We start from the raw sequence: 22,725 nt of genomic DNA on the forward strand, positions 1-22,725 counted from the left end.
CTAATTCTTTATTGGTCTGGGAGGATGTCACTGTCTAGTCTAAATCAGCAAACAGCCAGATATCAGCGTGATAAGCTTTATGAAAAGCTCGCCAAACCTGGCAAGAATTATTCCGTCTACAGTAATAAACATTATCCAGGTGAAATTCTCTTAGGAGAGTACCAAGTTGAAGAGATTTTTCAGGATAAGGATTCAGGCTTTTATGCGCTTGGTTTAGTATCAGCAAGCGGAAAAAGTCCTCCCGTTTTGGTAATTCGAGGATTTGGTAACTGGGGAAGGCTGGAAGACTTTCCTAGAGAATTTTTTCCCTATCAGGATATTTCAGATGTGGTAATGACTCAGTCGGACAGTCATTTCCAATCGGCTATAAAAATTGGAGTAATCGAATGGTTGCGGAATCAGGTAAGTAAAGGAACAAAGCCTGATGTAGTAGGTCAGAGTTTAGGTGGAAAAGTCGCACAACAACTGGCTGTAGAAGTTCCAGAGTATGTTGATTCGCTCATTACTTTCAATTCTATAGGTATCTCATCCCAAGAATTTGAAAAGTATCAGGGAGAAGTAGCAATTTTTCACTATATAAATCCAGTTGACTTTGTTCCTTATGTACTGGGAGATAAGTTTTTACCAGGCACTATTTTTCAAGTTTACAATCCAACGATTAAAACCCCGGACTTCTTAGGTCAGCATAACAATTTAGTCTTAGAGAAACCTGATACTGTGATTAAACAAGTCAAAATTGAATCATTTTATTGGGTACGGGAACTTTACCAATCTATCAGAAGTTACCGAAGAACGGTGCAAAAGGAAGTGGAAGAGTTAAATCAAATCGCTCAACAAGATGATGAGGACTATGAAGCCAGTACAAACAAGTCTAGTCTAGCGATTCGACAACAGTTTGATGTTTCTATCCAAGCCGTTCAGCAAGAATTTAACAACATCACGCAAGCAATTCGTCAGGAATTACTTACCAACACTGACCGTAAAAGTGCGGCTGAGTTGCTTCAGCAGCGAGTGAGTTCTTCTGTTGAAGTCATTCAAAAAGAAATAGAAATCTTGAGCGTAACCGTTCAACAAGAAATTAGAGACTCAGGAAGAACGTTTAAGAGCTTTAGTCAAAGGCTTAAAGAGGAACTCAAGGATTCGGTTGGCATGGTTAAACAAAAACTTGAGAAGTTGTTGCAAGTGGAAACCAAGTCGAAGATACAACAAGAGCTTGATGTCAAAAGCGATCGCACTTAACATGAATGTCACTGACTTAAGCGAAAAGTAATCGTTCGTAGAAAAACCCTGCTTGGGGGGCTTCCCCCCAAACCCCCCATTGGGGGACGGAGTGCCTCCCCCAAACCCCCTGCACAAGGGTTGATCGAGAGGTAGCAGAGGTTGAATTCATTCATTAAGTCAGTGACATTCCACTTAACATCAACATCCCTCAACTGCAAAAAAGTGTAACGTACCATTTCCATTTGGCTGAAGCCAGGAGTAGGGTTCTCATCACGACACAACCCCATTTTCAATTCCACACCCGACGCAAATTTAACACAAAACCCGGTAACACCTCCTCTGCGGACAATTCAGCAGGATTCTCCAACACGTTCACATCCTTACCCGGTCGATAAATTTCCACCCGTCGCTGCTGCGGAGCGATTAACCAGCCAAGTTTCGCGCCATTGTCGATATACTCCCTCATTTTATCTTGCAGGGACTTAAGGCTATCTGAGCTAGAGCGTAACTCAACCACAAAATCCGGGCAGATATTAGCAAACGTTCCTTTTTGTTCTGGAGTAAGCGCCTGCCAACGTTCTCCACTCACCCAAGAGGCATCAGGGGCGCGAGTCGCACCATTGGGTAAAATGAAGCCCGTCGAGGAGTCAAAGACTTTACCCGGTTCACCCGCATTACGCCACCACAAATACAACTCTCCAGTAACACTGCAATTGCGCTCTCCAGTTTCCCAGCCTGTTGGTGGGTTCACTATTAACTCTCCTTGTGCGGTTCTTTCCAGTTCTAAGTCTCGGTTTGCTGCTGCCAAAGCGGCAAACTGTTCCTGGGTAACGTACAGCCCAATTGTCTTAGGCAACTCAATCGATAGGGTGTCGGTTTCTGGACTGGCGGGTGTCTTTACCATATTGACCTCTTACCTCTTACACAATAGGGTTTGGGTGAATGATGCCTACCCTATTACTCCCTTCCCACTATAAGATTAGGTATCGATAATAGCTGAAATGCCTATCAGTGCTAGGTTTTAATTACAGAGTCTTATGCCGGAATGGGAGTAACTAACAGATTCTATAGGCTTTCTCTTCAATCACCTCCGGCACTGCGCGAACGCGAGTAGTGTCTCGTACTCCCCAGGAGAACCCCTAACTCCGGTATTACAATCACCCTTGCTGGAGCAAAAAAATGGGATGCACTAAACTAGACCTTCATGCGATCGCTCAAAATTTCGCAACCCTCTTGAGTCACGAGTACCGTATGCTCAAACTGAGCCGCTAGGGAATTATCGACAGTTACTATCGTCCAGCCATCGGGTAACAATTCCGTGTGCTTGGAACCTGCACTCACAATCGGTTCAATTGTTATTGTCATTCCCGCTCGAAGCTTCACATTTGGCATCTGGCGGGTACGGAAAAAGAATACAGAAGGGTCTTCGTGTATGTTCCGTCCCACACCGTGACCTGTTAAATCTTCTATGATGCTAAAGCCATTCGCTTCTACATGGTCTTGCACTGCACCAGCAATATCCATGAGATAATTTCCGGCTTTGACTTGCTCGATACCAATATAAAGCGCTTCCTCAGTTACACGAATTAATTTTGCGGCTTCCGGAGAAACCTCACCAACTGCGATCGCAATGCAAGAGTCACCGTGAAACCCTTGATAGTAAGCACAGGTATCCACCTTCAGAACATCACCCGACTCAATGACTCGCGTGGGACTGGGAATGCCATGTACAGCCTCGTTATTAATACTGGTACAGAGAGTAGCAGGAAATCCTTGATATCCCTTGAGGCTAGGAACTCCACCCATCTCCCGAATACGCTTCTCGGCATAAGCATCCAACTCACCTGTCGTCATCCCTGGCAAGACTTGCTCGGAAATTTCTTTCAGGACTGTTGCAACAATCTGTCCTGCCTGACGCATAATTGCAATTTCTCGTTCTGACTTGATTTCGATGCCACGGCGTTGCTTTTTGGCAGGGGCAGGTTGAGGGGACTGGGAAAGGAGTTCGCTGAGAAGATTCATTGATTTTACCATTGCTAGGTTATGCTAAGGTAGCATGGCTTAGCATCTCGTGCAAAACCATAAGGCAAGGCGTTACTATATGTGAAGGAAATACACTATAGAAACTCGCATGGGCGGTAAAACTTCACTGGCTGGTGTGACAACCTACATTCCCCCAGAGTGGAAAAAAGAGCTTGAAGAGTGGGCGGAGGAAGAAGAACGCTCAGTTTCTTGGATACTCTTGAAGTTAATTGGCAATGCACTCGAAGATCGGCGTCAGAACTCTTCAACAGCAACAAGTGCAGAAAGCCCAGAACTGGTGGGTGTAGCCACTAATGGCAAAACAGCAGCTAGATAATTCGGGAAGAAAGCAATATACCCTGATGAGAAAAAGGTTTTAGGGAAAGGGGAAAGGTTTTTCCTTTTTACCTTTCACCCTTCCCCTTCTCCTAAAACCGATTAGTTAAATAGGCGAGGTGAGATGCTAAGACGCAGTGACAAGTCCACTGTGTTTGAGTAAAGGCTCAGTACTCGGTTCCCGTCCCCGGAATGCCTTGAAGACTTCCATTGGAGGCAAGCTTCCACCAAGAGCAAGGACTGTATCACGATAGCGCTTGCCTGTAGTGGCGATCGCTTCTTCGTTGTCTAAGCCAGCATCTTCAAAGGCAGCAAAGGCATCAGCGCTGAGGACTTCCGCCCATTTATAGCTGTAATAACCCGCTGCATAGCCTCCTGCAAAGATATGCCCAAACGCGCACAGGAAGTTGTCTTCTGGCAGGGGTGGCAAAATCGTTGTAGTTTTAGCAATGCGCTTACGCACATCAACCGCCGTTTCATTGCCACCTGGCAGATAACGATGGTGCAATTCCAAATCAATACGGCTAAAGTGCAACTGCCGCAACATTGCGCTACCACTCATGTAATGACGTGCTGCCAACAGCTTTTGGTAATAATGCTCTGGCAAAGGCTCACCTGTTTCATAATGCTTCGCCATCCCCATAAGTGTAGGACGGTCATAGCACCAGTTTTCCATAAACTGGCTAGGCAGTTCCACCGCATCCCACTCCACATTGTTGATGCCGGATGCCCCTGCATAATCCACCTTCGTCAGCATGTGCTGTAAGCCATGACCAAATTCGTGGAACAGCGTCTCCACTTCATTAAAGGTCATCAGGCTAGGCTTATCATCAACGGGAGGAGTTTGGTTGCACACCAAGTACGCTACAGGTAAGCGTGTAGTGGATGTGCCATTTTCATAAATTTTGGCACGACCAATACAATCATCCATCCAAGCACCACCGCGCTTTTCAGCAGGACGGCTATAGGGATCTAAGTAGAAGTTAGCAATTGGGGTGCCTGTCTCATCGGCAATTTGAAAATAACGGACATCTTCGTGCCACACAGGGGCAGTACCATCTGCTGCTGTAACGGTAACACCAAAGAGCCGCTTCACCAGGCTAAATAACCCATCCAGCACCTGAGGCAAGGGGAAGTAGGGACGCAATTCCTCTGCACTAAAGGCAAACTTTTCTTCCTGTTGGCGTTCTGCCCAAAAGCTGATATCCCAGTGTTTTAAGTCGTTGGCTTCCTCAGCCCCTTTAGCAGCCGCAAAAGCTTTTAACTCTTCTAAATCTTTAACAGCAGCCTCATAACTCGCACGACGCAGTTCCTCCAGCAGTCCCTCCACTGCCTCAACGTTAGGAGCCATTTTACTGGCTAGGCTCAATTCGGCAAAACTCTCATAACCCAATAGCGCTGCTTTTTCTTTACGCAGTTCTAAAATCCGCTCAATTAGTGAAGTGTTATCTAATTCACCTGTAGAAGCACGGCTGACAAAGGCTTTGTAGAGCTTTTCTCGCAAGTCACGACGAGTGCTGTGCTGCATGAAGGGAACATAGCTGGGGTAGTCCAGGGTAATCCGCCAAGGCCCATTTTCCGCCGTCGCATTTTCCTCGCCAGCCTCACGAGCGGCTTGAGCTGCCAGACTCGTTAAGCTAGGTGGTAAACCATCCACCTCATCTTTGCTAGTTAGGGTCATGCTAAATGCTTTAGTGGCATCAAGCACATTGTTGGAGAATTTGGTAGAAAGCTCTGCAAGTTCGAGTTGAATCGCATTAAAGCGATCTTTCTCCGAAATCGCTTCGCTATCGCGTTTCTCCCCCTCTAACCCAACACCGGAAAGCTCAGCATCTCGAATTGCCGCTTCGACAATTCGCTTTTGCGCTGGCTCCAAACTGCTCCAGTCATCGCCTTCACGCAAGGCTTTGAACGCTTTGTAAAGAGGTTGGCTTTGGTTGAGTTTGTTAGAAAACTGTACGACTTTGGGCTGCACCGTTTCGTAAGCCTCGCGGAGTTCTGGGCTATTTTTTACACCCATTAAATGGCTTATCACTCCCCAAGTCCAAGTTAGACGCTCTCCTAAGCGATCGAGAGGTTCAACTAAACCGTCCCAAGTCGGCGTTACTTTCGCTTCTAATTTGGCAAGTTCTTCATCCAGTTCAGCCAGTAGTTGCGTCATCGCAGGCACTACGTGCTCTGGCTTAATGGCTTCAAATGGAGGTAGCCCCTTGCTGATTAACAAAGGGTTATCAGTAGCAGTCGCGTTTGCAATCATAATCAGTCGTTTGTTGCCGAGGCTCAGATTAAAGGCTTTTCTTTAATTAAATGGTCTATTTTGCCACTTGGCAGTGATCCCTGTACTTCGGAATCATCGTTAGGAACACTTAAGTTGTGTAACCAATCGCGTTAGTAAAGCTTTAGGCTTGCACAGCTTCCTTTGCATTAGCGTTACTGGCAATACAAGTAGACCACTGCTATTTATTATCGGGAAGTTTTCTATAAGTTGCTAAGGGGTTAACCGTAACTATGCAGTTACGCTAACCCCATTGAAGTATTCGGTTTGACGCTCTAAGCACGCTTGAATACAGAAGAAAAGCGGTCTTTTACACTAGCCACTGTGGTTTGAATCAAGTTCCCAACTGTCGCTTGCGGACGAGTGGCTACGACAATTGGCTCATCGTTGAAGTCCTTGAGGCGATGACCATACTCCAATTCAGCTTGGTGCTTACGCAGCTTGGGGAAGAGGCGGAAAATACCTTTGAGTAACTCTTCCTCTTGCTGAAACACAGCTTGGTCAATTTGACTGCTACGATTCACGGTCATTGAACCGGCAGGAAACCAGTTTTTTTGTCCCTTGATGCGTACATAAATATTGAATTCTGGCAACCCCGACTTTTTCATCTCGTTGTACTGTGAGGCTGCCGCTGTTCGTTTTGCCTTATTTTTCTTGGCTGTCTGCTTCTGCGGTTGAACCTTACCAAATCCGATTTGGGTTGCCACTGTTGCGTACTCCTTTACTGTCTTAACAGAAGTTTACACTATTTTCATAAAGGCTGGAAGGTGGGGAAGGTAGAGCAGAAATTACTCCCTCATCTCCCTTAACGAGAGTGCCATTCGATTACAGGTAAAGGAGTAACGTTGGTAGAATTCTTACTTTGGGAGAGGTAGAAGCAAGCGGCTAGAAAAGCGATCGCCTTTTAGTGGATAGAACTGAAGGTCGCCTCCCCAAGCACTAAGGATATCGCGGCAAATCTTCAGGTTCAGCGTCGATGGCGCTAAAGGTGAAGCCGCGAGAGTCTTTAAACAGTCCTCAAGCAAGCCGCTTTCGGTAATCAACAATTCCAGTAAAGCTGGAGATGAGTTGGGAGGTGTTGGGTTGCACCAGAGGTTAATCCAACTACCAGGTGGGGCATGGAAGCAGGCTGTGATTAGAAGTTCAAAAAGGATACATTCAAGTTTTAGAGGGTCGCAATAAATGCTCTGGTTGCCCAGGTTATGGATTTTTCGCATAATCTGGCGTTGATGATATAGGGGTTCAACACAACGAAGCGATCGCTTCAACAAATGGCTTAGAGGCACTGGACGTAGATTTACTTGTAGTTGCCACTGTTCCTTCTTCAGTACTGGTGTCAGTAGGGTAAGCGTCTGTTCCAACTGATGCAGTAGAGGCTGGCGGCTGATTGATCGCAGTGGTTGACCACTATCTAGGGTAGGTGTGGCATTTATTTCACCGAAATCTCCCAAAGTGTCTTGATTAAAATCTTGCGTATTAGGTAGTGATGTCCCTGGTTCCACCAATAGGGTTCTAACACTTTGTACGACTGAGTGATAAAGCGCTTCTAAGCAACGATGTTTATACCAATTGAGGATTTGCAGGTTTCCGCTATCTTGAGCATGGAGGCTGAGGCGGTGTCGGTAGCGGCGCAACCAGGTAAACTGAGTCGTCAGAGTTTCGAGAGGCGGCAGCAGATGCCAGGGCCACTGACGTTTCTCGTGATCGGCAAGGAGCAAAATTCCTGTAGTTGGTTTTACTCCTGTATGGAGCGCGATCGCTAGTACCTGACCAATACCAGGACTACTCAACCACTTACGAGTAGAAGCATCCAAGGCAGTGAGTGGACGGCAGAGGAAGCCATTAGTTGCTAAGACTTCTTGAATCAAGCTGTTGCTGGCAACCGGGATAGCTAAATCGGGTGGGAAGGCAAAGCGTGGCTCAGCAACAACAGCAGCAACACTTGCTGAAGTACTTTCAGGTGTCCAAGAGAGTAGCACTGCCAGAGGACATTCCATCAGTGTCGCCAAAGACTGTACCCAAGTGTGGTCAAAGAGAGGTAGGTCTAGGGGCGCTTCTTGGAGAGTAGAAAGTCCAGCTTGTAGGGTTTGGTGAGCAAGCAGCGACAATCTGGCGTTTTCCTGTAGCTGATCTACCGTGAACAGTAAACTCATTTGTTGCACGGCAATGCTTAACAATTCCCGTTGGGTGTGGTTCCAGGTACGGGGGGTACTATGACCGAGGAGAAGTAGAAGTAAACCTTCTGTTTGTCCTTCTTGGTTAGAGTTGTCTATTTTTAAGGGTTGAGAACTCAGGTTTGATTGTCCAAAAGAGATCAACAAGGCTGAGCGTACACCTAATTGGATTAAGACTTTACGCCAGGGAGTTAGCCGCCACTCTAAATCTAGGTCTTCAAGTGCGATCGCGTCACTACCTTTGAAAAGCTGACGGTCTTCTGCTGAGAGAGGTGCGAGGGAAGTAGTAAGGGAACGGCGGTTCGGGGGTTGTGTGCCGAAAACGAGGGTAAACTCGCCCAAGGCGTTTTCTTGTAGCACTAAAAAACGTTCGGCATCAAGGCGATCGCAAAGTAAATCAGCATACTCTTTGAGCGCTGTTGGGGTATCGTGGCTACTAGCGATCGCTTGAGCAATCTCTGCTGTAAAGTGAGTATCCTTTTGAGCTTGCTCAAGTGTGGCTTCGAGTTCCTCATTTCCTTGTACTAGTGCGATTAACTGAGCCGTAGCACGAACATAGCTTGTTTCCCCCTGCTCCCAGATGCGGGGTTCACTATCTTCCACGGCGAGAAAGCCTAGTAATTCTCCATTCGCTTGAATGGGTGCCGCTAGCAGGGAGCGAGTTCGCAGCCGTGCCAATAAACGTTCTATACTTTCAGGTTTTAGCAGGCTTCTCCCTGCGCCAATAGCAACCATTTGACCCGCAGCCAGCGCTTGATAGAAGTCGTTCGCTTCGGCTACCTTTAAACCTGCCGTTGTTGTTCTGGATTCTGCCAAACGAGCGAGTGACTGCCGATTACCCATCCGGTGCCAGAAGTACCGCCGTTCTGGAGAATACCAGTAAAGATTGGTGCGTGTCGGTGCAACAAATTCCTGGGTCATCCTCACCACTGCCTCTAGGCGCAGTGTTAGTGAGGGAAGTTCCAGGAGTTCGTCGAGTACCTGGAAGAGGTGCTGGTCAGGACGCTTAGTGGCGGTACGCTGCCAATCGGCTTCGATCTGGTATAGAGCAGCAGCTAATCCTCCCAGTACCAGCGATAGCTGGGCTTTTTCAGCAGGACGAGGCGAGAAACCCCACTGATCAGAACCCAACAACACTACACCAAAACAGCGGTCTTTGTAGCGCAATGGGAAGACTATTGTGCCTTGAATCCCAAATTCTTGAGCTGCCCGCCGCCAGTCTCCAGCACGGAGTTCTTGCTGCAAATCTGGAACCCCCACAGCTCGTTGCTCGATCACTACCTGCTCTAATAAGTCGCCGGAACTGAGGTTAAACCGTTGCTTGAGAAACGTTATGTCACCTGTTGGGGTGATGCCCCCTTTACCAACTAATCGATGATCCAAGCGGTCATAAAGACCAATCCAAATCAAGCGGTAGTCGAACTCGTTGGTGAGGTAATCGAGGGTGGTTTCAATGAGAACTTCAGCATTCTCCTCTTCCCTTAATGTTTGAAGGATTCGTCCAAGGGCAACGAGTTGATTTTCGTTGTCCGGTTGTAGGTGTTGCTGCCCCATGATTATCAAAACCCTTCACGCGGGAGAATTATGAGTTATGAGTGGGATAGCAAGTCTGTTTAAACGCTGCTCCCTACTTATACTCATAACTTTGTTTACATGGATATTTATCAAGCTGGTATTCGTCCGATTTTATTTTCTGCCCTAAAAGCTGATCCAGAGTGGTTGCATCAACGGACTTTACAGGCGTTAGGTTGGCTAGAACGCACGAGTGAGCGTCCTCTAACTCAGTGGGTTCAAGCTCAGTTACAGCATAATTATTCCCTTCGTTCTCCAGAAATGGAGCAAACGCTTTGGGGGCTAAAATTTCCCAATCCTCTCGGCTTAGCGGCTGGATTTGATAAGGATGGGGTAGCGGCTGGGGTTTGGGGCGCTTTCGGCTTTGGCTTTGCGGAACTTGGTACAGTAACGTTTCAGGCGCAGCTAGGAAATCCCCGTCCCCGTCTCTTTCGCTTGAGTGCCGACAACGCGGCATTGAACCGGATGGGATTTAATAATCAAGGTGCTGAGGCTCTGGCAACCCGGTTAGGGCAACGCTTAGGATATCCGCGATCGGTGCCGCTTGGCATCAATCTTGGTAAATCTAAAGTAACACCACTCGAAGATGCGGCGGCTGACTATCTGGGAAGTTTTCGCTTGTTGAAGGATTTAGGCGATTACTTTGTGGTTAATGTGAGTTCTCCGAATACACCGGGATTGCGATCGCTTCAGGATGCTACTCAACTAAGTCAGATTGTCGATGCTCTGCAACAGGAAAATCAAGGACTCAAGCCAATTCTGGTAAAGATTGCCCCAGATTTAGAAGAGGATGCGATCGCGGATGTCCTTAACCTCGCTAAAAACTACCAACTCTCAGGAATTATTGCGACTAACACAACAATCCGCCGCGATATGCTCAAAACTCAGCGAATCGAGGCAACAGGTAAATCCGTAACGGAAGAAGCTGGCGGCATTAGTGGCGCACCACTACGTCAACGTTCTACAGAAGTGATTCGCTTCATCCACCAACAAACTCAAGGTCAACTACCGATTATCGGGGTAGGAGGTATCTTCACCGCTGAGGATGCCTGGGAGAAGATTACGTCCGGGGCAAGTCTGATTCAGGTTTACACGGGTTGGATTTACGAGGGGCCGTGGATGGTAAGGCGAATCTTAGAAGGGTTAGTGCATAAGCTGGAAGAGAAGGGATTGACTAAAATTTCTGAAGCCGTAGGTTGGAAAGATTAACAAAAACGTATTCATTTAAAATCTAGAGGCTGAAGCGTACATAAAAACAAAGCATTTTAGCCCTTATCCTTGCTGAGCTTGTAAAGGAACCACTTGCCCTCTTTATCTATTACTAACCCTTTAATATCTGGGTGCCAGTCAATTTGAGTGAGAATATAGTTTGCCTCAAATCGGTGAGCGACATCTACTAATTCTGAACTACTACGTTGGCGAAATAGTAAATCTGAGTTACTTACAGAAGCATTGACTGAACCTAAGATAGCTTGCAAACGGTTTGTCCACTCTTGAATTCCCTGCACTGTATAGGGAAAGCTCCTAAAGTCAAAGACAACGGCTCTTTCAGAATAAAACCTAAACTGATCGCTTGATGGCGGAACTAAGATCAGGGCATCTTTACTACTTAACTGTTTGAATCGTAAAGCTAATGTTGTCACCTCATCTGTTGAAATCTGGTAGGTAGCTAATCTTTTGTTAAACACATTTGAGAGCTTTTCTGGCAGAACATTCAACAATCCTAAAGACAAGATTAGGCAAGAGCAGAAAGCCAGTGTATGGATGATGATTACCTTACTTTTAGGAGCAGCTTGGGAAATCTTTTCTACAAAAAAAGGAAAAGCCAGAATCAAAAAGAGAAGAAACTGTTCGTTTACATCATCAGCTATAGCTACCCCTGACTCTGAAACTGAGTGGTTTATCAATAATAATGGTAAGACTACTACTGTAGCCAAGGTTACAAATCGAGAGCGCAATATCTGTAAATTATGAGTAGCTTTGAAAGCGCATAAACTGCCAGCTAAGATAAATAAAACTATACCTCCATCTTTTGTAAGCGGTGTGATTAGTAATAGTAAACTTAAAGCAATATTTCCACGTCTGTACTGTTCATCTACCAGAACACTAATAGCAATGAGAACCATCAATTGAGCAAAGGGAGTTGTTCTCGCTAGCTGTAATTTTGCAATGAATGCCAAAGGATATACTTCTACAAAAATGTAACCCAACAAGAGGGCAAAAGCTGATGTAGCAATGACAAGGGAAAGCCTAGTTTTGTCCTCTGATCGTAGCGACTCTGCATTTTGGATACACAGTAAGCCACCAACCATGAACAGAATGAAATTTAGCCAAGACCTTAAACCAAATGTAGAGAAAATAATGTGATGAGGATGGCGGATTTCTCCATAAATGTAGACAAACTCAGCATTAGTAATTGTTCCAGTACTAGAATCACCAGTAAGCATCATTGGCACGTAGACTAGACTTGCCAGGATTCCTAAAAGGAGAAACGGTAACACAAGAATCGATAAATTATTCTTTTTTTTAGCATCAAGAATCAGCAAGGAAGCCATCAGTCCCCCTGGCAGAACACCTACCAAAAACTGAAGCAGACAAGCAAACCCGAAAAATAAATATCCGAAAATCCATCTTTGACAAATGCAAAAGTAAATCCCCCAAATCGAAAAACCCATTGCAAAAATAGCAGGGATAGGTTCGGGTCTAAAAAGATCGACGAAGCCGATTGTTCCATTAGCAGCACATAAACCTAAGAAAGCCAGTACAGCAGATGCTAACTTGGACTGACCAAAACGTTTACCAAGAGTATATAAACCGAGAACAACAGAAGAAAAAGCTAAACTATAATATAAGAAATAACTGGTAGGCGTATTTAAACCTAATTTTATGCTGAAATATATTAGGTGATTATAGTAGTACCTAGGATTAAACTTAATCATCTCTTGAACATAAAAGTCATTTTTATATAATTCAGGATTCAAGAGAGAGAGGATAGGAGGAAATTCAACATAATTATTTTCTGAGGGAAACTGATAGCCATAGGCAAGTAGAGAAGCAACTACTACAAAGATGTAGATGGCAGAGGTTAACTGCCAACTTTGTTTTGAATGATTATGCATTTAATTTAACGAAGGATTGGGATAGGGAGGCGGATTTTAGAGGAGTTGCTTCATCCGTTAGAACACAGGAGTTGGCTGAGTTTCTGAAGCTTTACACTTATAGTAGTTCTCGGTTAAATGAGGTACAGCTAAAAGCTGTGAAACAACATTGGAGTCAGAAAAAAAGCTGATGCCTGATAGCTGACAGCTTTCTGCTATAAAAGCCTCAAGTTGAGTTTAGCTGCCAACAGACCGATTAACCTGACAAAATCCAGAAATCAGCAGCAGCACAAGCACTACACAAACTGCACTAATTACTTGACCAAGACGTTCCTCCACACCTGCCTCTAGTGTTACCCTTACCTGATGTTGACCACGAGGCACCTTGAGGCGCACTAACCCTTCTGGCTGGGAAGGTGTGAGTGGTAGCTGATTGGTTCCATCAATTCTCGCTGTCCAACCTGGATAGTAAAACTGCTTAAGCGTTAGTTCTACATCTGTTGTGGCATTAGTTTGTAAAAGAATCTTTCTTGGCAGCCATTGCTGAATGGATAAGCTGCCTTGTCCGGTAGTCACTTCTGCCTTTGGAGAATCTTTCCAAACTTGACTAATAACATACTGCTCAAATACCTCTTTTGACACCCATGCTGGTCGATATTCTGGGGCATCTACCCTCAGCAAAAACTCTTGTTCAACTTGAAAATTCGGTATACCAATATTTATATAAGTAATAATAAAGCCGCTGAATAAGGTCGTGATGAGTAGTAATCCACCCATTGTTGATGTTTTTTTAGGAAACCTTCTCCCTATCTGGTTAACTGAGTAAATTGCTGTTGCGATTAAAGCCGTTGTTGCCACAGTTAACACAACATGAAAACGCCAAGCAAATTGTACTTTTTGAAGTAGCGGTAATAGTTTCCAGGCTGGAGTACTCAAGGGGATTGTCATAAAACTGGAAGCGATCGCAACGATCAGCCAGTAAGTACTCTCGCGCCTAACTGCTTTTTTTATACTTTTACGAGCAATTTGGAAAGCGCAATAAAAAACTCCTGCCATAAGTACAAGTAGAATACTTAAATAGACTCTAAAGACAACAAAGTTTCTACTTCTATCAAGTAGTCGATTAAACTCTAAGAGAAAATTGTTCTCATAATAAAAGAAAGGTCGCGTTGCAATTTCCTTAAGAGATGCATACTCCTGCATCGTCATTGCTGGTAATAGATAGATTGCTGCTAACCCAACTCCTAGCAAGACGGCAATAATCATTTTTGTAAATACAATGAGCCGCTGCCGTTTCGATGTCATAAAGGCTATATAGAAAATTGGGAAAGCCGAAAACATTAGTGTAGTTGGCAGATGCGTCATCACTAGGAGAGCATAACTAACAGCAAATCCCGGTACTGCCAATCGACTACCCTTAATTATCTTTCTGCTGAAATATAAAATTAAAGGCATCCAGACAAATGTCCAATACTCAGTGAAGGCAAAACGATAATAAATATCAATCGCCCAATGGTAAGGCAATGTCATATAGATAACAGCGCTAATTAAGGCAGTTTTGTGGTTAGTCAGATCTTTTAGCCATAGATAAGCTGTAAAGCCAGAAGCAATCAGAGCTAACGCAACTGAAAAAACTAGCTGTGACCAAATCGAAACTTCACCAAACTTAAAGAAATAAAATAAACTTGTAAAGTAATAGGGAATCGGAGCATAGTAAAAAAAAGTTGGGCTACCTAAGCCAGAATTCATTCCGAGTAACCAGCGAGGATAAAGCTCACCGTCCCAAAGCTGCTCTGAAAAATATTTATACCAATTTAAATGAACTAGAATGTCGTGTGCCCCAAAGATGCCATAAGCAATCGCTGGCAGAGTAAGGATTAAACCGATGCTAATGATTACGGCAAAGGCAATAATATTTATAGGTTTTGCTCTAGTTACTAACACTGCTATCAATCTCCTGAGTAGATTAATTTCCTTAAAATTAGTAGCTATGCACCCGTGACTTGAGATTTTCCTTGAGCCAATCCCTCTAGATATACCTTTAGCAGGAGATAAGATTGTTAATAGGTATTGACTTGATTGCTAGTTAATTAAAGAGGACTGGAAAAAGCCTGATACTTTCGCTTAGTAGGTAGCTTGATCAGGTACAAACAGGAAAGTTGTAATTTTAACGTATATGAGGAAATTTGCTGTCACCTCAGATCACACGTTCACAGAGGCGCAGTGGCTATTCGGCTTTTTTGTGGCAGCCCTTACCCTTTGGAGCATTGGTTTAGGTAACGTACCTTTACGAGACTGGGATGAAGGAACTCGTGCTTTAGTAGCCAGAGAAATTTACCGTACTGGTAACTGGCTACATCCTACGCTTCAGGGGGAACCGTATCTTCTGAAACCACCTTTAATGGATTGGCTAATTGCCCTGAGTTACCGCTTTGGGGGCGTGAAAGAATTCACCACACGGTTGCCAGGTGCGTTCTTTAGCGCTTGCGGAGTGCCTTTGCTTTATCTTGTGGCGCGAGAAGTCTTTCTCCAACGTCTACCAGCCGTTTTTGCTGCTGGTGTTTACTTGACGCTTTTACCTGTTGTGCGTCATGGGCGTTTGGCGATGTTGGATGGCATGGCTGTTTCTTTTTTCCTGCTGTTGCTGCTGTGCTTACTCAGGTGTCGTCAGGAACGACGTTGGGCGCTGGGTGCGGGCTTGTGTCTGGGACTGATCAGCTTTACAAAGGGGATATTGGTGGTGCCTTTGGGTGCGATCGCATTTGCATTTCTCTTGGCAGAACGACAACTGGTATTACTGAGTAGTCCTTATTTTTGGCTTGGTATCCTCTTGGGCAATCTGCCTGCCTTTGCTTGGTATGCCGCCCAGTGGCAGCATTATGGAGCCAGCTTTTTACAGGTTCATTTTCAGTCTCAAGGTTTACAGCGCGTCTCACAAGCTGTTGAGGGACACGGTGGCCCCCCTTGGTATTACTTACTGGAGTTACTGAAATACACTTTTCCTTGGCTGTTGTTCTGGCCTGGAGGATTGTATCTCGCTTGGCAAAAACGCACTACCAGTTGGGGTTGTCTTGTTCTGATTGGCACCGTTGGCTATCTGGGAGTAGTTTCTGTAATGAATACAAAGCTTCCTTGGTACATCATGCCTGTCTACCCCTTCTTTTCTCTGGCTGTTGCGGCTCAACTGGCTCAGTTGTGGCAAAATCGCAAATGCTATCCTCGAATTCTTGTTGGTATCCTGAGCTTTCTGGCTGTTGCGGGGGTGGGAGGCTGTGTTTACTTTGTTTTGGCAGATCCGCAACCTGTTTTAATCGTGATGGGCGTGGTTGTAGTGCTGACTATGGGCTTTGCCGCTTGGCGCGTCAAGCAGAATAACCCGACTTTTATCCTGATTTTATTTGTCGGAATGTACTTGGCGCTAGGGCTATTGATGACTTCTCAATCCTGGGTATGGGAGTTAAATGAAACGTTTTCAGTGAAGCCAGTGGCGGCTTTGATTCAAGAACATACGAAAGCTGGGGCGGTTGTTTATATCTCTTTTGGTTATGGGCGTCCTAGTTTAGATTTTTATAGCGATCGCAGAGTGATTCCCATAGACACGGCCACTTTGCAACAGTTGTGGTCAACTAAACCTTATCTGTTATTAGATCAGCCAACGTTGTCAGCGATGTCGTTACCAAATCCTGTAGTGCTTGGTACGGCTGAGGGCTTTACTCTGGTAACGTCATCTACACAGTGAGTGTTCGACTGCTTCAGACAAAATAAGACTGCGTTTCTTTCTGGTGCGGATGATCTGATGAGTTGATTAGCCAAAGTAACAAGTACGAGATGCACCTAATAGAGGAGCTTAAAGCAACATGAACAACACATTTAGCCCATTAGAAACAGGCAACGATGTTTTATTACTCAATAAAGATACATTCACTGTAAGCAGATTTAAAGAATTACTGTGGATAGCAATTCATAGCAAGCTTAATTTCAAAATTAATGATGGTCGTGCAAATCTATTTACTACTAGTTTCTGCACTTTACCTATTGCTGGTGAAGTACAAATACTATTCAATAACCTTCAATGGTATAACTCACCCATAGATTGCCAGCTTCTTAAGGTTGGTTCCCAAGGATGGCAAAAAGGAAAACTTAGAATTCAAATAGATACAAAAATCCTTTTAAACCATAAACATGAGTCAAATAAAGTTGATATTTGTATTGAGTTCTGTCCTGATGAACCTACTGAACCAGAATCGCCTTTGGATGACCTTAGACAATTGCCTGAGTATAGGCAGCAACCATAAAGCAGAAAGGATAGAAACTTGCTAACCTTGAGCCAAACCTCAGTTAATTCAAGAGAATGGTTTAATTATTAACGCCATCTCCCTTACATATGTTTTTCTATCATTTCTTCTGTGTCTTTGCGAAGTTGTATTTGCCATAAAGCTCTGTTTGCTTGATATTGCCGATAGGTAATATAAGTGGTTGTCCCACCTATGGCTAACGTCACAGCTATGTTTGAAACCGTTCTAAGCAGGTCTAGGGATTGCTCTATATTCCCATAGGTCTTTACCCACAAATCAAAGATTTGGGCAAAAATCGGCATAGGTAAAAGGGCAAAAAGTGCGACTACTATTTTCGTTACATTGTTAATCAATTTTACTCTTGTTAATGGCTCAGTCTTCTGATTTTGTGCAGGCTTCTTATTCAACTCAAGGATGTAGCAAAGCATTACACACCAAGTAAAAAACCAAAAAACACCACCAAGAGCCGCTGCTTGAATCACTATCAATACCTCATTCTTGTAGTTTCTTAGAAAATAACGCTCTAGAAATCCTGTCTGCACTCACCCAAGTCGTAGGTTCTGGGAATGAGGAAAGTGGCGTGAGTCCTCCAGATAAATAGCTCTAGGCGAGGAGTAGCGTATCCACTTCATTGTGCCATTGACTTTTTAAATCTTTACCACACGACAAAAAAGGTGGAAGGCGCAACTCATCTTTACCTATTCAAAAAAAACAAGTGTGCAGTTTGGTAAGACCTGACAAGTTCAACGCGATCGCACTTGCCCTTACAGAGCCACTGCCAGATAACTACTGAATAGGGCGAACATTGCAATTTAGTACACCCTTCCCTAACACCTTGCTTCCTTGTCAAGGTGTTCTGTTTTGCATCAATGTAACGTAGAAGGTATTGTGCCCAAATCGGTGATAAGTCAGCTTATTGTTGGGATTGAGTTGTGAGCGTGTTTTTATTCCGGCTCAAAAAATCGCACCTCCCAATAAGGGAAATGCGGATAACTTTACAAACTTATAACTCCTACTTCTTCCAATTAGAAGAACCGGATTGTTGTAATAACATTACCGGACGCAAGACCCAATGCAGAATTGCGATCGCAAGAAGAATCGCTGTTGGGCTGTTGCTCTCCAACAAGGGAATTAGATCAATTGGCAACGACACTTCGAGAGTGGTCATTCCCCTAAAAATCTTAATATGTAAAGGTTGTGAGAAATGGCTCAAGCGGGATTTGAACCTGCGACCTTGGGCTTATGAGTCCCCTGCTCTAACCACTGAGCTACTGAGCCAAGCTTTTTGACAACTCTATTAATTTAACACATTGCCCCGAAAAATTCTATCCCTCAAGGTAATAAAGTAGGGAGCCAATCGACTCCCCACAACACACCTTTTACAGAGATCGAATCATCAACTACCGTCCTGGCAGAAAAGCCATCGGGTTCACCGCTCCACGTCCATTGGGATGTAGCTCAAAGTGAAGGTGAGGTCCCGTGCTGCGACCCGTGCTGCCCATTTCTGAGATTTGTTGACCCTGTGCAACCTCTTGACCACGACGAACCAAAATTCGGTTGTTGTGGGCATAAAGGGTCAGACTGCCATCGGGATGCTGGATTTCTACCAAGTTGCCGTAACCGCCAGAGTTCCAACCCGCAGAGACAATGACACCAGGGCCTGCCGCAAAAATAGGTGTACCCACAGAAGCAGCAATATCAATTCCCTTGTGCATCCGTCCCCAGCGCCGACCATACCCTGAGGTTAAGACCCCTTTTGCCGGCCAAATGAAGCCATTAAACTGGGTTGGGTCTTCTGGCAGATAGTTACCCGGTTCCGAGAGGGAAGGCAGTTCAGGCGAAACTGTTTCCCCTACCCGTGGTCGAAGCATCGGATTGTAGTCACCTGCTGGCGGTGGCGCTGTTGCCAACAGATCCCGACCAGAGGCTGAGTCAGCCACCTCTGGTGGAGGAACTTCGATTTGAATCGGTCCTTTGCTAGCGAGCCATTGTTGCTGTCTTTGAAGATTTGCCTCTGCGGTTTCATTGTACCGCTCAGGATTAAACTCTGGATTAACCCGGACAGGTGTAGAGGCGGTGTTTGGGCTTGAAGCCGCTGGCACTGTGACAGTAGGAACTGGGATATCTCTCGGTGTTGCGGCTTGAGTACCTTCTCTTTGTTGCCGCAGTTCTTCCCGAAGCTTGAGAACATCAGCTCTGAGTTTCTCAATGTAGGGATTGGATTGAGAGTCAGCAGCTTGACTTGCCTGAGTGTTGACGACTACTGAAGTTTGGGCTTGTGCCTCATCAGTGGTAGATTGCGCCAAAATTGTGCGGGGCGCGGATTGAGGTTGTGATAGCTGTTCGCTGGGTACTACAGGTGTAACCTGGTTGCGCCGTGCTGTAACAGCAAGAGTCGGTACGGTGACCCCTTGCTGCACTTGTCTAGGGGCAGAACTATCGGTTCTGGGGTTGATACCAGGGAGAAGTGTAACAGGCTGATTAGCAGAACCAGTTGGCTTAGTTTGTGGAATTCTTAGCTCTTGGTTGATGCGAATCAGGTTTGGGTTATTTAGCCGATTGGCTTGGATTAGTTCTGTGCGAGATATACCACTGCGTCGGGCGATTGAATCTAGGGTATCTCCGGGCTTAACCTGATAGACATTGGAGGTATTGGTTGCCACCAAGGTTTCCATAACCACTGGTTGTGGCGCTTGGGGCCTTGCCAGAATTTCTGGGGTTCTGAGCGGCTCAACAGCTAGGTTAGGGACAGGTGCTGCTTTCGGTTCAATCACCGGAGTTGCCGCAATTTCTGGGGTCGGTACGGGTATGACCACAGGGGCATTGGTGCGACTGCTAGCTTTCGTTGGTTCAATTACCGGAGTCGCCGCGATTTCTGGTGTCGGCACAGGGAGAACCAGAGGGGCATTGGTGCGGCTGCTAGCTTTCGTTGGTTCAATTACCGGAGTTGCCGCAATTTCTGGTGTCGGCACCGGCAGAACCAGAGGCGCGTTGGTACGGCTGCTGGCTTTCGTCGGTTCAATCACCGGAGTCGCCGCGATTTCTGGTGTCGGCACCGGGATAACGATGGGAGCAGTGGAAGACTTGAGCGTCTTCAGTTCAATGCTTGGTGTAGCTGCCATTTCTGGCGTTGGCACCGGGATAACGATGGGACTTGCTGCTGCCGTTGCCACAGGCTGTGGTGCGACAGCAACTGACTCCTTACGATTGAGAACCTCTTGTGGCAGAGTCACAGATGTCATGGGTTCAGCCGCTATGGCTGACTGTGATGCTTCTGCCGATTCCGATAACTTGGTAGACTCCTCAGACCTCAACTCCGCCAGACTGTCATTTAAGCGGTTCCCTCGCTCTTTCAAGTTGTTTAGAGCAACGTCTTGTCTTGCCTTTAACAAGTCATTGACATTGCCAGGAACCGTGACAGATTCACCCGCTTTTAGTTGATTCACCTCCGACACGGGCACAGATGCGTGCAACTGTGTCGGTTTCACACCATAAGACTTAGATAATGTTTCGGCAGTCTCGCCTGCTTTCACTTCATGAACGATGCCGTTCACGGTTGGAATCTTTAGCTCCTGTCCGACTGGGAGAACGGCACTAGGTTTGATGGCATTGGAAGCCGCGATTGCCTCTGGCTGTACATCATAAGTTTGTGCCAGTCCCCATAGGGTTTGTCCTTCCTGCACCGCATGTTTAACCACTGGTGATGGGGTTGCCTTACCCTCATTTACCACTTTGGTTTCTACAGGCGTTGTCATCGAGGTAGCGACGACTTCTGCCTTCTCTACTGGTGCAGCCGAAATACTCGTACTTGGCTCAACGGGACTGGTTGATAAATTGGGTTCTCCAGCAACTGGCTCAACTGCCATGGCTTCATCGCCTTGCTGAGGCAAGAGTAAGCCAGTCGCACTCATAGAAATTGCCAATCCGATCATGGCAGCAGATGTGCGAGTTCTACGGTTGGCATCGGTTGGAATTGCTCCACCAACCGTCTGCTTCCCTAAATAGAACTTTAATAATGCATCAAAGGAGTCTGCTGCACACGAAGGAACTTGTTTAACCTTCTGCGTAAATGTTCGTTTCAAAAACGACCTCCTGGTGTGTGACGAGCGCTTAACAGTTCCTGATTTTTTTTACAGTCAATGAGGTAACTCACCTCAAGTTGTGATTTGAATCACAGACAACAAGCATACTTAGGCAAGAGTACCCTGCTTTTTTGATTTAGACAAGTTGCTTTTTGAAATAAATCAAGTTGACATGAACCAATAAAATTCTGTACTTGACCGCAACCGCTCGATTCACCCTTAAAGAAGCAATCTATAAGCACCTCAGGAAAAAGATATTTTGACAAGAGACACCGTAGATATTGGCACGGCTGTTGCCAAGGCTTACTGCATAGAACATACTGACTGAGCAGGCTTTTCTCCGGAAGACAACTAGAGATCAAAACAAAACTCAACCGCTTTGCCAAATCGTAATCCATCCAAAACATCCTGCAACCGATTAGTTTAGCAATAGAAGTGAACACAGACGGAACTTTACGCTACTTCCATGCCAGACAACAACCGTAGAAGCTTACCAATATAACCCCCGTAGTGCCCGCTAGTCCGAATCTCAGAAAACTATTGAAATCCTGATTTTCCTTGTGGGGAGCCTATTTCGCCCAATTTTCTCTTGCCGAGTTGGGATGATAAAAATCTATCAATCAGCTCCCAGCAACCTCTCGACTTTTTTATAGAAATTTCTTATAACTACCTGATAATTTTCGTATTGTACATAGCCGAATTAGGTGTCATAAAATTCTGCACATAGAGGTAAATGCACCAAAGCGGTAAAGCAAAATGTTGAAAGTTAATTAGTTGCAATAAACTACGCTGAGAGTAAATACACTTAGTATGTATAGGTAGATACAGTATTAAGTCATGTAGGTGAGGAATCCTGTTGGATGAACTGGGTTGAATCAACAGCAGGTAAAGCAACATCAAACGTTACGGAACAACACTTGAAAGTGATGATCGAGACTCCATCAAATGAATGAGGAGAAAGTGATCGCTAAGGAATTAAACACTGATTATTCATCGTCTGCAAAAGAAGACTTTAGGACGTGGAGATATATAGCTCCAAAGCCGTCAGCGATTAGCTATCAGCTGTCTTGTTTTCCTTGCTCTGTCTTTTGTTTCACACACCTCCCGCTGCCCCTCATCTCTCCAGGAAACCGTTATAGTATTTGCCTCCTCACATTCTTGAACCCAGATTATTCCAAATAGCCAAGCTGACGCCGTGCTTCAAATAAGCCAGCCGCAACACTTACAGACAGATTTAGACTACGAACCCCTGGCTGAGACATGGGGATGTAAACACTAGCATCACAAGCTTCTATGACATTCGGTGCTAAACCCGTGGTTTCACTGCCAAATAATAACCAGTCATTTGTTTGGAACTGGAACTTAACATAACTAGATGCTCCCGCAGTGCTGAAAGCAATCCAGCGTCCGCCCTGCTGCTGGTGAACTGCTTTAAACGTATCCAGTGAGTCATGGGAGTGAAGGTTAACAAAGGGCCAATAATCCAACCCCGCTCGCTTTAGGTAGCGATCGCTAATTTCAAAGCCCAGCGGTCCCACCAAATGCAACTCAGTACCCGTTGCCGCGCAGGTTCGGGCAATATTCCCGGTATTTGGCGGAATTTGTGGATGAACTAGGACAACCCTCAACATGACAGACTTAAGATAGTTA

17 protein-coding genes and 1 tRNA gene are annotated in these 22,725 nt (G+C 45.4%); 5 read left to right on the plus strand and 13 right to left on the minus strand.

Going from position 1 to position 22,725, the window contains the following annotated elements:
* The first annotated feature begins 24 nt into the window (after nt 1-24).
* Complete coding sequence (locus AC5JL3_RS35535) at nt 25-1,239, plus strand: alpha/beta hydrolase family protein (RefSeq protein WP_496078933.1); 1,215 nt, start codon at nt 25-27, stop codon at nt 1,237-1,239.
* A gap of 8 nt (nt 1,240-1,247) precedes the next feature.
* On the opposite strand, the gene AC5JL3_RS35540 is transcribed toward AC5JL3_RS35535, so the two are convergent.
* The 3 genes from AC5JL3_RS35540 to map form a co-directional block, all read right to left on the minus strand.
* Complete coding sequence (locus AC5JL3_RS35540) at nt 1,248-1,508, minus strand: hypothetical protein (protein WP_496078934.1); 261 nt, start codon at nt 1,506-1,508, stop codon at nt 1,248-1,250.
* Between the two features lie 2 nt (nt 1,509-1,510).
* The gene (locus AC5JL3_RS35545; RefSeq protein WP_496078935.1) at nt 1,511-2,125 is read right to left on the minus strand and encodes a Uma2 family endonuclease; all 615 of its coding nucleotides are present in this window, start codon (nt 2,123-2,125) and stop codon (nt 1,511-1,513) included.
* Between the two features lie 290 nt (nt 2,126-2,415).
* Nucleotides 2,416-3,243 carry a type I methionyl aminopeptidase gene (gene map / locus AC5JL3_RS35550; protein ID WP_496078936.1) on the minus strand — a complete coding sequence of 276 codons (828 nt, stop codon included), beginning with the start codon at nt 3,241-3,243 and terminating at the stop codon, nt 2,416-2,418.
* 109 nt (nt 3,244-3,352) lie between these two features.
* Here map and AC5JL3_RS35555 point away from each other — a divergent pair, with 109 nt between their 5' ends.
* Complete coding sequence (locus tag AC5JL3_RS35555) at nt 3,353-3,580, plus strand: ribbon-helix-helix domain-containing protein (protein ID WP_496078937.1); 228 nt, start codon at nt 3,353-3,355, stop codon at nt 3,578-3,580.
* 126 nt (nt 3,581-3,706) lie between these two features.
* Here AC5JL3_RS35555 and AC5JL3_RS35560 read toward each other — a convergent pair whose 3' ends face one another.
* The 3 genes from AC5JL3_RS35560 to AC5JL3_RS35570 all read right to left on the minus strand — a co-directional run bounded on the left by AC5JL3_RS35560 (nt 3,707) and on the right by AC5JL3_RS35570 (nt 9,582).
* Nucleotides 3,707-5,836, minus strand: coding sequence for a M3 family metallopeptidase (locus AC5JL3_RS35560; RefSeq protein ID WP_496078938.1), 2,130 nt, complete (start codon nt 5,834-5,836; stop codon nt 3,707-3,709).
* Nucleotides 5,837-6,129: 293 nt separating this feature from the next.
* Nucleotides 6,130-6,561 carry an HHL1-like protein gene (locus AC5JL3_RS35565; protein ID WP_496078939.1) on the minus strand — a complete coding sequence of 144 codons (432 nt, stop codon included), beginning with the start codon at nt 6,559-6,561 and terminating at the stop codon, nt 6,130-6,132.
* Between the two features lie 150 nt (nt 6,562-6,711).
* Complete coding sequence (locus AC5JL3_RS35570) at nt 6,712-9,582, minus strand: sensor histidine kinase (RefSeq protein ID WP_496078940.1); 2,871 nt, start codon at nt 9,580-9,582, stop codon at nt 6,712-6,714.
* 99 nt (nt 9,583-9,681) lie between these two features.
* Between AC5JL3_RS35570 and AC5JL3_RS35575 the strand changes: the two genes are divergently transcribed.
* Nucleotides 9,682-10,809, plus strand: a complete 1,128-nt coding sequence (locus AC5JL3_RS35575) for a quinone-dependent dihydroorotate dehydrogenase (protein ID WP_496078941.1) — start codon at nt 9,682-9,684, stop codon at nt 10,807-10,809.
* Between the two features lie 56 nt (nt 10,810-10,865).
* Here the strand turns inward: AC5JL3_RS35575 and AC5JL3_RS35580 are convergent, their stop codons facing one another.
* Complete coding sequence (locus AC5JL3_RS35580) at nt 10,866-12,719, minus strand: DUF6798 domain-containing protein (protein ID WP_496078942.1); 1,854 nt, start codon at nt 12,717-12,719, stop codon at nt 10,866-10,868.
* 216 nt (nt 12,720-12,935) lie between these two features.
* Entirely contained in the window at nt 12,936-14,642 is a 1,707-nt protein-coding gene (locus AC5JL3_RS35585; RefSeq protein ID WP_496078943.1) for a YfhO family protein, read from the minus strand.
* A gap of 232 nt (nt 14,643-14,874) precedes the next feature.
* Between AC5JL3_RS35585 and AC5JL3_RS35590 the strand changes: the two genes are divergently transcribed.
* A complete protein-coding gene (locus AC5JL3_RS35590; RefSeq protein WP_496078944.1) occupies nt 14,875-16,437 on the plus strand; it encodes an ArnT family glycosyltransferase in 1,563 nt (520 codons plus the stop codon).
* 118 nt (nt 16,438-16,555) lie between these two features.
* Nucleotides 16,556-16,993, plus strand: coding sequence for a KGK domain-containing protein (locus AC5JL3_RS35595; RefSeq protein ID WP_496078945.1), 438 nt, complete (start codon nt 16,556-16,558; stop codon nt 16,991-16,993).
* Nucleotides 16,994-17,076: 83 nt separating this feature from the next.
* On the opposite strand, the gene AC5JL3_RS35600 is transcribed toward AC5JL3_RS35595, so the two are convergent.
* From AC5JL3_RS35600 to AC5JL3_RS35620, 5 genes are all read right to left on the minus strand, one after another.
* Nucleotides 17,077-17,475: a hypothetical protein gene (locus tag AC5JL3_RS35600; protein ID WP_496078946.1), complete on the minus strand. Its 399-nt coding sequence runs from the start codon at nt 17,473-17,475 to the stop codon at nt 17,077-17,079.
* Between the two features lie 530 nt (nt 17,476-18,005).
* Nucleotides 18,006-18,161 carry a hypothetical protein gene (locus AC5JL3_RS35605; RefSeq protein WP_496078947.1) on the minus strand — a complete coding sequence of 52 codons (156 nt, stop codon included), beginning with the start codon at nt 18,159-18,161 and terminating at the stop codon, nt 18,006-18,008.
* Nucleotides 18,162-18,198: 37 nt separating this feature from the next.
* A tRNA-Met gene (locus tag AC5JL3_RS35610) sits at nt 18,199-18,271 on the minus strand.
* Between the two features lie 122 nt (nt 18,272-18,393).
* Nucleotides 18,394-21,075: a peptidoglycan DD-metalloendopeptidase family protein gene (locus AC5JL3_RS35615; protein WP_496078948.1), complete on the minus strand. Its 2,682-nt coding sequence runs from the start codon at nt 21,073-21,075 to the stop codon at nt 18,394-18,396.
* A 1,169-nt stretch (nt 21,076-22,244) separates the two neighbouring features.
* Nucleotides 22,245-22,706, minus strand: coding sequence for a tRNA (cytidine(34)-2'-O)-methyltransferase (locus tag AC5JL3_RS35620; RefSeq protein ID WP_496078977.1), 462 nt, complete (start codon nt 22,704-22,706; stop codon nt 22,245-22,247).
* Nucleotides 22,707-22,725 lie beyond the last annotated feature (19 nt).

This window comes from Symplocastrum torsivum (genome assembly GCF_059505465.1).